Below are 10109 nucleotides of genomic sequence, written 5' to 3'. Positions count from 1 at the left end.
AGGAAATACAGGAAATCGGTACCGAAATGCTTCGATACCGATTTACAGAATAAGAATAGCCATTCACAATATCTTGTAGACAAATTTTGCCCAAAATTCGGGATGACTCATGTTTTGTGATTGATGAACAACGAATTCCTACTGTTTGAAAAGATATATATATTATCATCATCTTTAAGATGCACTATCTTTTTTTAAATACTCCTTATAATTTTTATAAACTTGAATTACCAGCTATTCTACCTACCTTACATCGTAGCCAGAGCTTTCCGTAAATATACGTATAGGGTTAAATATTTTTAACTCCAAGGGAAAACGGAATGAGGCTAGCTGAAAAAGTAAATGCTGTAACAAATTTTTATACCGAACTAAATGCCGATTTGGCTAATTTACAAACAAAAAATGGACTGTCGTGTTTAAGTGGCTGTTCCAATTGTTGTAAGTCGCCAAATGTTGGGGCAACCATCTTAGAACTTCTTCCCTTTGCCTATCATCTTTATCAGGAAAACAAAGCCGAGCTTTTGTATGATGAACTGATAACCAATCCCCAAACAGCTATTTGTATGTTGTATAAACCTGCATTAACTCCTTTAAACAATGGAGGATGTAGCGAATATACTTATCGAGCCATGATTTGTCGCCTTTTTGGTTTCTCTTTTCGCCGAAACAAAGAAAACAAACCAGAAATGGTTACTTGTAAAGAAATTAAAACAGCTTATCCTATAGCTTATCAGGAGCTTACCCAACAAGCAGAAGCAGGAATACTAGTGCCACAAATAAGTTATTACCATTCAAAGCTTTCAGCGATAGACTATCCGCTGTCCCAAGAACAATATCCCATCAACAAAGCGATAGAACTGGCATTAGAAATGGTTTTAAATCATTTTTATTATGCTGAAACTGAAAGTATTGAAATAATAGAAATTTAAGGTCTTTTATTATTTTGAATAAGCGGTAATTATCTGAGATGTCCAGTTATTAACTTGGTCTGATGTGGTACGGTCGGCTTGATCAAAAAAGAAATGTTGTTTTATTTCAAAACCACAATAGTCATAAATGCCTTTATCGGAAGTTAATGACAAGGCTTTGTCCATACCCATTTTTTCATATTCGGCACTCGACTTTCCATGTGAATTAATGATGTAGGCAGATTTTCCACTCAATAATCCTTTTTGTACCCCTTGGTCATAGCGATAGGCAAAGCCATAACTAAAAACACGGTCGATGTAGCCTTTCATAATGGCAGGCATTCCTGTCCACCAAATAGGATAGATAAACGTAATGGCGTCTGCCCATGAAATACACTCTTGTTCTAGCTTAACATCAGTGGTTACTGTGCCTTTGCGTTGACCAGCCATGTCTTCAAGAGAAAGTACGGGATTAAAATTGAGTTCATACAAATCTCTGACAACAACTTCATGATTATGTTGTGTCAGGGTTTGTTCAACAGTTTGTTTAAAAAGATGATTTAAACTCGCTTTATTGGGATGGGCATAAATAATAAGATGTTTCATTGTTTTATTTTTTAGATAATTTTATGAAACAAAGGTAGCGTGCCATATTAGCCTAAAATTGTAAGAAAACGAAATGCCTACTTAGGTTCTGATTGGCAAATATCTTCTTGAAACTTAAGATATTGGTTGGGAGAAAGATTAAGAAAGTGCCTAAAATCGTGAATCAGTTGACTTTGGTCGTAGTAACCACCTATTTCAATAATAGTAAACCAATCTGTTTTTGTACGTTGATTTTGTAGTAGTTCAATAACCTTTATAAATTTCTGATAGCGACTTTTTTCTTTGGCAGTGTATCCAAAGTATTTTTTGTGATTGAGTTGTACGGTTCTTTCGCTTTGATTGGTTTCTTGTGCAATGATTTTAATAGGATTCAAAACCGTGTAATCATTTTGTAAGCTGGTAAAGTGCTCAAATGTTTTTTCTCTTTTTTGTAAGTATGGTTTACAGAACTCCAGTATTAAATCGATACGTTTAGTTTTGTCAGTATTTTTAAGCAAAGCCCAAAGGTTTGTAAAGCAATTTTCGTTGAGTAAATCATCTGGATTAATAGGTAAATGGTCGGATAGCATTATTTGCCCGAAAAAACGGTAGAAGGCATCATCTTTGAAATTGACAACTAACATTTCGGCTCCGACTGGTAATGTATATTCAATAGGTTGCTTTATTGGCCCCAAAATGATACACTTATCAATCTCAATGCTGGTGTTTTGCTTAGTATTAAAACGTATTGGCATACCAAAACTAAAAACCATAATAGTTTGGAAGCTTGGAACTAGTGTTTTATGAATGTCTCGTGCTGATTTATTTTCAGCGAGATAAAAATGAGAAAAAATATCTTCGAATTCAGCAGATACAATGATTCGTTTACTAATATATTCTTGTAGGTTCATATCTGTATTAATCAATTGCTAATTACAAGTTAATCATTTCTTGATGGTTAAGCGCAACACTCTTTTGATAGTGTTAGGTCGTGGATTTTCCACGACCAGTTTTAGTGACTAACTTGGTATTTCATTAAACATATCCAACATTATCTGCAAACCATTCGGCGAATGCATCCAATCGGTATTATTCAAGGTTTCTTGGGCTACTTCCCCAAACCTTAAACACATCTGTTTTTCATAATGCGCAATGGCTGACTGTATCGTTGGATATGCTGAACCAGTTAAAGCCTCGCTTAATTCTACGGCATCCAACATCGCCATATTAACACCTTCGCCAGCATAAGGAGGCATCAAATGTGCCGCATCTCCAAGCATAGTAATATTCGCTTTTGTCTCCCAACTTTGGTCTAAAGGCATACAATATAAAGGTCTTGGGATGATGTAGCCTTTATCATATTCAAATAATTCTTGCCAAATAGTATCCCATGCTGCGTATTCATTTTTAAACCAATCTAATACTTGTTTGTTATCGGTGAAATCAATACCGCTGTCTTTTACCCAAGTGGCATCCATTTTACAGCCCGTGTAAAAGGCTAAACTGCCATCTCCTTTGGCACTTACTATCAATGTTTTAGCATCGCCAAAGGCAAATATTTTTCCTCCCTTTAATAGTTCATGAATCTTAGGAGCATTTTTTTCGGACTCATAAATATTACCTTCTAGGGCTGTTATGCCTGAATAAAATGGTTTAATGGGCGTAATAAAGGGCCTGATTTTAGAATTTGCACCATCCGCACCGATGACTATATCAGCGATGGCAATATTACCATTTTGGAAAACTAATTTCCACGTGTCTGCTATTGGTTCAAGGGATAAAATATGGCTATCCCATACAACGGTATCAGCTTGTAGGGAATCTAGTAGGAGTTCTCTCAGTGGACCACGGTCTATTTCTGGTCTAAACCATTCTTCTCCAAAAGCTTCCATGCTCTCTTCGGCGTGTTGGTCATAGAAAATGTTTGCATGCTCGTCTACGACACGGATTTTATCAGCACCAGGCCTATAATTTGCTTTAAAGGCATCCATTAAACCCGCTTCATCCAAGCCTCTAAGTCCTGATTCCAAATGAAGGTCTAAAGTCGCCCCTTGTACTCTTACGTTTCTGTTAGCATCTCTTTCATATACTTTTACATCAGCACCTTTCATTTGTAAAAGTCTAGCAAGGGTTAGCCCGCCAGGACCACCTCCAACAATTGCGATTTTTTTATCTTTGATTAACATTTTGATAGCTTGTTTTAAATACGATACAAAGCTATTCAGGGGGCAGGGCTAAAAATTGTATAAATCGGTCGTTTTTATTTTTGCTCAATTCTTTTGGTACTACTCCCGAAAACCTTTTTACTTCTTTAATAAAATGTGCCTGATCAGTAAAGTTTTGTTCTGGGAAAAGCTTTCCTTCTTTCAGATGTGTAAACGAAGCCCTGAAGCGTAGGATATTACAGTAGGCTTTTAAAGAGATGCCAAAGGTTTGATTGAAGTATCGGTTTATTTGTCGGCTACTCCAAGCTACTTTTTCAGCTAATGTGGTGATGTTCATCGAGCCTTTTGAGGAATAGATTAGCTCAAATAACTTCCGTTTGCGGTTGTCAATATTATCTTTTATCAATTGACTTATTTTATCCGTGGCTTTTTGGCAACAAAGCTCAAAATTGCTTAAATCTTCTTGTTTAACTTCCCAGAAGTTAGGAGGTAAAACTTGAACATTGTCGAGTAAAGAAGAGATACTAGTATGAAGTAAATATTCAATGGCTAATAGTTTGAGGCTAATGCCAAAAATTACCGTTTGGCTCGCAAATGTTGTTTGCGTAGCTTGGCTGTCTAAACCCAAAAGAACAACATGAAAAGGTTCGGAAGCTGAATAAGAGAATAAAATATCCACCCTTCCGTCAGGCAAAATGATAATTTGTTTATCATTTTCAGAACGATTAGCAACCAGCCAAAAATAATCAACGTAGTCTGAAAGCAGCGTATCAGGCTTAATAAATTGATATTCAAAATCGTTTTTCAGCATGTTGAAAGCATTAACTGGGAGTGAACAAAGATTTATTAAATCGTAATAAATCTTTTAAAATTAATCATATCTATCGCTAGTAACTACCCCTTCTTTTATCTTTTTAAGTTTTATATGAAGAAATTTCAAGATAAGCTCTCAAATAATTGACAGTCAGATGACTAGCAATATAAAAAAGTTGTATATTCGTTATTGTATATAAACCGAAATGAATATGAAAAAACTGTTACTTATTTTGATATTCTCCCCTTTTTTTATTCAAGCACAAATCCAAGTCAGCACAGGAATTAGTTATGTAACAGAACCAACTTTTGGTGACGATGGCAGTTATTCAGGTTCGGGCTTAGATATCAGCCTACGAAAGCACCTTTCTGAAAAGCTAAAATTAACAGCTTATTCTGGCATTAATAAAATGAGAGTCGCTTTAGCGGTACAATCTCGGTTTGATTATAGCACAAAAATTTATGGTTATTACTACAAAGATGTTGTTCCTGTATCTTTCGGAGCAGAGTATTATCTTTATAGCAAGAAATTTATTAAGCCATTTGTAGGACTAGAAACGGGTGCTTATTTCACTAGTTACGAAACGCAGATAGACCCTAGTTATATTAGTTTTGCTAAAAATATTCCTTCTGGAAGCGCGGTCAATTGGGGTTTTTCACCAAGTATAGGCATACAATTTCAAGAAAATGCTGACAGAATGGGGTTGTTCTTGAAAATAAAGCATACAGGAATTGTTTATGGCAGCACAGGGTTGTCAAATATGCTTAGTTTTAGTGCTGGTTTTACATTCAAATTCGGAAAAAAAATTATGTGGAAACCACCCGTAATAGATGTACCAAGTCAAGCACCTTATTATGAGAAAAAAGATTTTGACTAAGCTACTAAATACCAATCCAGAATTTCATGAGGTTGCACTTTTAGTACATTAGCCAATACCAACAAAACCAAGGTTCTAGAAGCTAGCCAAAGAGGAATGTTAGCTATTTTGGCAAATTCTGGAAGAGTAATTTTTGTATTTTCTGATAGATATGACATTAGAATCTTTTCCTTATCGCCAAAGGTGAATTGAATGCCTTCTTCATTTTCACGGCGAAGGATTTGTTTCATTTCCTTAGTAGCCTGTACTGAGCGGTCGGCAACACGCACATAGGCCTTACCCATTTCTTCGGATTCAAGTTGTACATAGTGGGGCTTTTTTTCACTTTTCGGAATCGTAATGACCAAAACCTCACGGTCGTCAGTCACGCTAACTCGTTCAATTTCGTACGAAATAGGAGGGAAGCAGTTTCGTTCAATGGCTCGTACTAAGATATACTCTTCTTCATCGACGAATTTGAGACCTAGAATACTTTTATCATCACCTACGCCAATCAGCAAAGTACCTCCTTTCGTATTAGCAAAGGCCACAACTTCACGGATAATTTTTTCAGGGTGATTTGCTTTCAGCTTAAACTCAAGTTGAATATTCTCTCCTTGACGAACAAGGCTCTTTAAATCCTTCAATTTCATTCCTGACATGCGACTGTGGTTCTCAGTCTTCTCAAAATAGGATACAAGTGCCTGATTCATACAGATTTATGATTTAGGTATTCTTATAAACAGATATGGATTTGTTTTAAAGATAACAGATTTAGCAGTACGAAATTTTTTTTGGTTTAAAAATATTTTAGCTAAAATCTACCCAATTAATAGACTTTATATGATTTTTTTAATAGACTTTGTCTAACTTTGTACTCCTAATTACTTAGCTACCAGTTAAAACTAATTGCTAAAGGATTAACAAGTCTAAAAGCCGAAAAGTTTGCCAAGTGTAACTAAGCAGATATGAAATTTTGCCAAGCTCGGATACGAGGATAAAATTTAGGATTGCTTATGTCAGATTTAAGTCAGTTAAAACAAGCCTTAGAAGGTCTTTCACTTACAGAAGGGCTAAGTTATATGGCTGAAAACTATGGAAATGTAGTTTTCTCATCATCGTTCGGTCAGGAAGACCAAGTAATTACCGATGCTATTTTTAAGAACAATCTTCCTATCAAAGTTTTTACGCTTGACACTGGTCGTTTATTCCAAGAGACTTATGAGCTGATGGATACTACCAAAAATAAGTATGGAAAAGAATTTGAGACTTATTTTCCTAATACTGCCAAAGTAGAAGCCTTAGTAAAAGAAAAAGGATTTAATAGCTTTTATTTTTCTGTTGAAAATCGTAAAGAATGTTGTGGTATTCGTAAAATAGAGCCTTTAAAAAGAGCTTTGGCAGGTGCCGAAATCTGGATTACAGGCTTGCGTGCAGAGCAATCAGAGAACCGTTCTGATATGGAAATTGTTGAATGGGATAATAACAATAATGTTATTAAATACAATCCGCTTATTCATTGGACTTACGAAGATGTATTGGCTTATCTGAAAGAAAACAGAATTCCTGATAGTCCTTTACACAGAAAAGGCTTTATTTCGATTGGTTGTGCACCTTGTACCAGAGCCATCCAAGAAGGAGAACATCCACGTGCAGGACGCTGGTGGTGGGAAGCTTCACAAAAGGAATGTGGCTTACATAGTTAGTGATGAGTAATCTATCGTTGCGATTATAATTTTAAAAGTACCGATTGCGAAGTTAAGAAAACCTAGAGTGGTTGGTAATGTATAATAAAAAGCTTGTAGCTCATTGCTTATAGCTGACAGTCAAAGAGTTAATAAAAAATTAAAAATATGGTTGATAATTTAAAAAATCCAAGTCCAGAAGTTTCCACTCCGAAATTTGGTTTTTTCCCTCGTGAATTAGAAGACGAAGCAATCTATATTATGCGTGAGGTTGTAGCTCAGTTTGAGAAACCAGCGCTTTTGTTTTCTGGTGGGAAAGATTCTATCACGTTAGTACGTTTAGCTCAAAAAGCTTTTTATCCGGGAAAAATTCCTTTCCCATTACTTCATGTAGATACGGGTCATAATTTCCCAGAAACCATTGAATTTCGTGATTGGTTGGCTAAAGAGACGGGGGCAGAATTGATAGTACGTTATGTACAAGATTCTATCAACCAAGGAAAAGTAAAAGAAGAATCAGGAAAATATGCTTCTCGTAATGCCTTGCAGACGGTTACTTTACTAGATGCTATCGAAGAATTCAAATTCGATGCTTGTATTGGTGGTGCAAGACGTGACGAAGAGAAAGCACGTGCGAAAGAACGTATTTTCTCAGTGCGTGATGATTTCGGACAGTGGGATGCTAAGCGTCAACGTCCAGAATTGTTTGATATGTTGAATGGTCGTATTGCTATTGGTGAAAACGTAAGAGTATTCCCGATTTCAAACTGGACAGAATTAGATGTTTGGAATTATATCAAAGAAGAAGAAATGGCGATTCCTTCTATCTATTATTCGCACAAACGTCAGGTAATTCAGCGTGATGGAATGCTTTGGGCAGATTCTGAATATTTGAATAAAGATGCAGAAGAAATTCCTTTTGAAGAAACCGTTCGTTTCCGTACCGTTGGCGACATGACGTGTACTGCCGCTGTGGCTTCTGAAGCAATAGAATTAGACGATATCATTGGCGAAATTCTATCAGCAGAAATCTCAGAACGTGGTGCCAGAATAGACGACAAACGTTCTGAAGCAGCGATGGAAAAACGTAAACAACAAGGATATTTTTGATGAGTTGTGAATGAGTGATTGAGTGAGTTGTGATTTATTATATCATCCAAAACTAATAAGGTTTAAAACTCACTCATTCACTAACTCACAATTCACTCAATCACTCAATAAAAAAGATGGATATTTTAAGAATAGCAACAGCAGGTTCGGTGGATGATGGGAAAAGTACCCTCATCGGACGACTTTTATACGAAACAAAATCAATTACTCGTGATAAAATTGAAGCATTAGAAGCAGCTTCAAAACGTAAAGGTTTAGACTTTTTAGACCTTTCTTTATTAACAGACGGCCTTATCGCCGAACGTGAACAAGGGATTACTATTGACGTAGCCAATATTTATTTCTCTACACCAAAACGTAAATACATCATTGCAGATACGCCTGGTCACTTTGAATATACTCGTAACATGGTTACTGGGGCTTCAAATACAAAGGTATCTATGATTTTAGTGGATGCACGTAATGGTGTGTTAGAACAAACTTTCCGTCACTTCTTTATCTCATCAATGCTTCGTATTCCGAAAGTAATTGTGTGTGTCAACAAGATGGACTTAGTAGGTTATTCAGAAGAACGTTTCAACGAAATCAAAGATGCTGTTCAGGCTTTGGCTGATAAAGTATCTTTTGAAGGACAAGAAATTACCTTCATTCCAATGTCTTCTTTATATGGACAAAACCTCTCTACCCAGTCAACTGAAATGCCTTGGTTTACAGGTGCGCCATTGTTAGAAGAATTAGAATCTACCAATTTCGACGAAATTAAAAAGCCAGCTCGTTTCCCTGTTCAATTTGTGGTTCGTCCAAAAACAGAAGAATTCCACGATTATAGAGGTTATGCAGGTAAAATTTCCAGTGGTTCTTTCTCGGTAGGAGATGAAATCACTGTTTTGCCAACTGGACAAAATTCTAAAATTGCTACGATTGAAAAATTCGGCACACAATTAGAAAAAGCAGGAGCGAAGGAATCTGTAGTCATTACTTTGGAAACAGACGTAGATGTATCTCGTGGTAATATGTTGGTGAAGTCTTCTTCAACACTTGAGCCATTGAAAGAAATCACCGCAAGAATTTGTTGGATGGATTCTAAACCATTGGTTTCAGGTAAGACCTATATTCTTCAACATGGCATCAATGATTCAAAAGCGAAAGTAGTAGCTTTGAACAATAAAATTGATGTAGTGAACCAAGATACGATTGTTGATGCCGTTTCTGAATTGAAATTGAATGAAATCGGAGAGATTGTCTTGAAAACTGCCAAGCCAATATTTGCAGATAAATACGAATACAACCCTGCAAACGGTGCCTTTATTTTAGTGGATGACCAAACGAACTCAACCGTTGGGGTTGGATTTGTTTTATAGTAATAACTATTTTTGATAATAGTAAAAAAGCCCCAAGATTCTGGGGCTTTTTTTGTAGCACGAGTTTTCAACTCGTCAAATTTAATGACTACACGAGTTGAAAACTCGTGCTACTGTTTTCGATACTTTAACTATTCAATCCCCAACAAAATCTCCGTAACGTTTTCAGAAGAAGTCAAATCTACCCATTTGATATATACCTCTCTCGTTTGATTAGTAGGTTTATATCCTTGTGCAAATAAAGTGTTGAAAAGCTCCTTATAAACTGGCATGATATCACTAAAATCGCCATAATGTGTATAGGCAAAAGCTTTGAAAACAGGATGCTCAACCAGTTCATAAGGTGCTGGAACTTCTATTGCTTGATTTCCCACAGGTAGAGCAATCTCCAGTGTAAATGGTTTTTCTACATCGCCTGTAGCTCCCCAATAAATAAATTCAAGCGGTGCTGAGGTGTCTAAGCCCAATTGTCCAGCGGTAGCATACAGCGTGTCAATTTCACGTACAGCAATAGCATTTACGTTTAACAGCGTAGTTTCTGTTCGATAGATAAAATACTTTTGAGCAGGTATTTCTTTTACTTGTACTTGCATAGTAACTTATTATTTGAGGTTTATTTTTTATT

At 36.1% G+C, this 10109-nt stretch carries 11 protein-coding genes; 5 read left to right on the top strand and 6 right to left on the bottom strand.

The features are described from left to right. Positions 1 to 320: 320 nt before the first annotated feature. Entirely contained in the window at positions 321 to 929 is a 609-nt protein-coding gene (locus tag AC07N0_RS22015; protein ID WP_494591015.1) for a YkgJ family cysteine cluster protein, read from the top strand. A 9-nt stretch (positions 930 to 938) separates the two neighbouring features. On the opposite strand, the gene AC07N0_RS22010 is transcribed toward AC07N0_RS22015, so the two are convergent. The 4 genes from AC07N0_RS22010 to AC07N0_RS21995 all read right to left on the bottom strand — a co-directional run bounded on the left by AC07N0_RS22010 (position 939) and on the right by AC07N0_RS21995 (position 4469). Beyond that, positions 939 to 1514 (bottom strand): NAD(P)H-dependent oxidoreductase, encoded by a 576-nt coding sequence (locus AC07N0_RS22010; protein WP_494591014.1) that lies wholly within the window; start codon positions 1512 to 1514, stop codon positions 939 to 941. A gap of 77 nt (positions 1515 to 1591) precedes the next feature. Further along, complete coding sequence (locus tag AC07N0_RS22005; RefSeq protein WP_494591013.1) at positions 1592 to 2404, bottom strand: helix-turn-helix domain-containing protein; 813 nt, start codon at positions 2402 to 2404, stop codon at positions 1592 to 1594. Positions 2405 to 2512: 108 nt separating this feature from the next. Next, the gene (locus AC07N0_RS22000) at positions 2513 to 3679 is read right to left on the bottom strand and encodes an FAD-dependent oxidoreductase (RefSeq protein ID WP_494591012.1); all 1167 of its coding nucleotides are present in this window, start codon (positions 3677 to 3679) and stop codon (positions 2513 to 2515) included. A gap of 31 nt (positions 3680 to 3710) precedes the next feature. After that, a complete protein-coding gene (locus AC07N0_RS21995; RefSeq protein ID WP_494591011.1) occupies positions 3711 to 4469 on the bottom strand; it encodes a helix-turn-helix domain-containing protein in 759 nt (252 codons plus the stop codon). 214 nt (positions 4470 to 4683) lie between these two features. Here AC07N0_RS21995 and AC07N0_RS21990 point away from each other — a divergent pair, with 214 nt between their 5' ends. After that, positions 4684 to 5349 carry a hypothetical protein gene (locus tag AC07N0_RS21990; protein ID WP_494591010.1) on the top strand — a complete coding sequence of 222 codons (666 nt, stop codon included), beginning with the start codon at positions 4684 to 4686 and terminating at the stop codon, positions 5347 to 5349. On the opposite strand, the gene AC07N0_RS21985 is transcribed toward AC07N0_RS21990, so the two are convergent. Further along, positions 5346 to 6041 (bottom strand): AlbA family DNA-binding domain-containing protein, encoded by a 696-nt coding sequence (locus AC07N0_RS21985; RefSeq protein ID WP_494591009.1) that lies wholly within the window; start codon positions 6039 to 6041, stop codon positions 5346 to 5348. The two genes, AC07N0_RS21990 and AC07N0_RS21985, sit on opposite strands and share 4 nt — an antisense overlap. Before the next feature lie 303 nt (positions 6042 to 6344). On the opposite strand from AC07N0_RS21985, the gene AC07N0_RS21980 reads away from it, so the two are divergent. The 3 genes from AC07N0_RS21980 to AC07N0_RS21970 all read left to right on the top strand — a co-directional run bounded on the left by AC07N0_RS21980 (position 6345) and on the right by AC07N0_RS21970 (position 9484). Further along, complete coding sequence (locus tag AC07N0_RS21980; RefSeq protein ID WP_494591008.1) at positions 6345 to 7034, top strand: phosphoadenylyl-sulfate reductase; 690 nt, start codon at positions 6345 to 6347, stop codon at positions 7032 to 7034. Between the two features lie 147 nt (positions 7035 to 7181). Next, positions 7182 to 8123 (top strand): sulfate adenylyltransferase subunit CysD, encoded by a 942-nt coding sequence (gene cysD / locus AC07N0_RS21975; RefSeq protein WP_309924564.1) that lies wholly within the window; start codon positions 7182 to 7184, stop codon positions 8121 to 8123. A gap of 116 nt (positions 8124 to 8239) precedes the next feature. Continuing rightward, a complete protein-coding gene (locus AC07N0_RS21970) occupies positions 8240 to 9484 on the top strand; it encodes a sulfate adenylyltransferase subunit 1 (protein WP_494591006.1) in 1245 nt (414 codons plus the stop codon). 131 nt (positions 9485 to 9615) lie between these two features. On the opposite strand, the gene AC07N0_RS21965 is transcribed toward AC07N0_RS21970, so the two are convergent. Further along, on the bottom strand, positions 9616 to 10077 hold the full coding sequence (locus AC07N0_RS21965; protein WP_492801297.1) for a GyrI-like domain-containing protein: 462 nt from the start codon (positions 10075 to 10077) through the stop codon (positions 9616 to 9618). Positions 10078 to 10109: the final 32 nt, after the last annotated feature.

The sequence above is a fragment of the Arcicella sp. GW821-FHT09D11 genome, from assembly GCF_059416265.1.
This window is presented reverse-complemented; position numbering and strand designations above follow the sequence as displayed.

Excerpts from the sequence above, each read along its gene's own strand:
- AC07N0_RS22015 (WP_494591015.1), top strand. The coding sequence starts at position 321 with ATGAGGCTAGCTGAAAAAGTAAATGCTGTAACAAATTTTTATACCGAA.
- AC07N0_RS22010 (WP_494591014.1), bottom strand. The coding sequence starts at position 1,514 with ATGAAACATCTTATTATTTATGCCCATCCCAATAAAGCGAGTTTAAAT.
- AC07N0_RS22005 (WP_494591013.1), bottom strand. The coding sequence starts at position 2,404 with ATGAACCTACAAGAATATATTAGTAAACGAATCATTGTATCTGCTGAA.
- AC07N0_RS22000 (WP_494591012.1), bottom strand. The coding sequence starts at position 3,679 with ATGTTAATCAAAGATAAAAAAATCGCAATTGTTGGAGGTGGTCCTGGC.
- AC07N0_RS21995 (WP_494591011.1), bottom strand. The coding sequence starts at position 4,469 with ATGCTGAAAAACGATTTTGAATATCAATTTATTAAGCCTGATACGCTG.
- AC07N0_RS21990 (WP_494591010.1), top strand. The coding sequence starts at position 4,684 with ATGAAAAAACTGTTACTTATTTTGATATTCTCCCCTTTTTTTATTCAA.
- AC07N0_RS21985 (WP_494591009.1), bottom strand. The coding sequence starts at position 6,041 with ATGAATCAGGCACTTGTATCCTATTTTGAGAAGACTGAGAACCACAGT.
- AC07N0_RS21980 (WP_494591008.1), top strand. The coding sequence starts at position 6,345 with ATGTCAGATTTAAGTCAGTTAAAACAAGCCTTAGAAGGTCTTTCACTT.
- cysD (WP_309924564.1), top strand. The coding sequence starts at position 7,182 with ATGGTTGATAATTTAAAAAATCCAAGTCCAGAAGTTTCCACTCCGAAA.
- AC07N0_RS21970 (WP_494591006.1), top strand. The coding sequence starts at position 8,240 with ATGGATATTTTAAGAATAGCAACAGCAGGTTCGGTGGATGATGGGAAA.
- AC07N0_RS21965 (WP_492801297.1), bottom strand. The coding sequence starts at position 10,077 with ATGCAAGTACAAGTAAAAGAAATACCTGCTCAAAAGTATTTTATCTAT.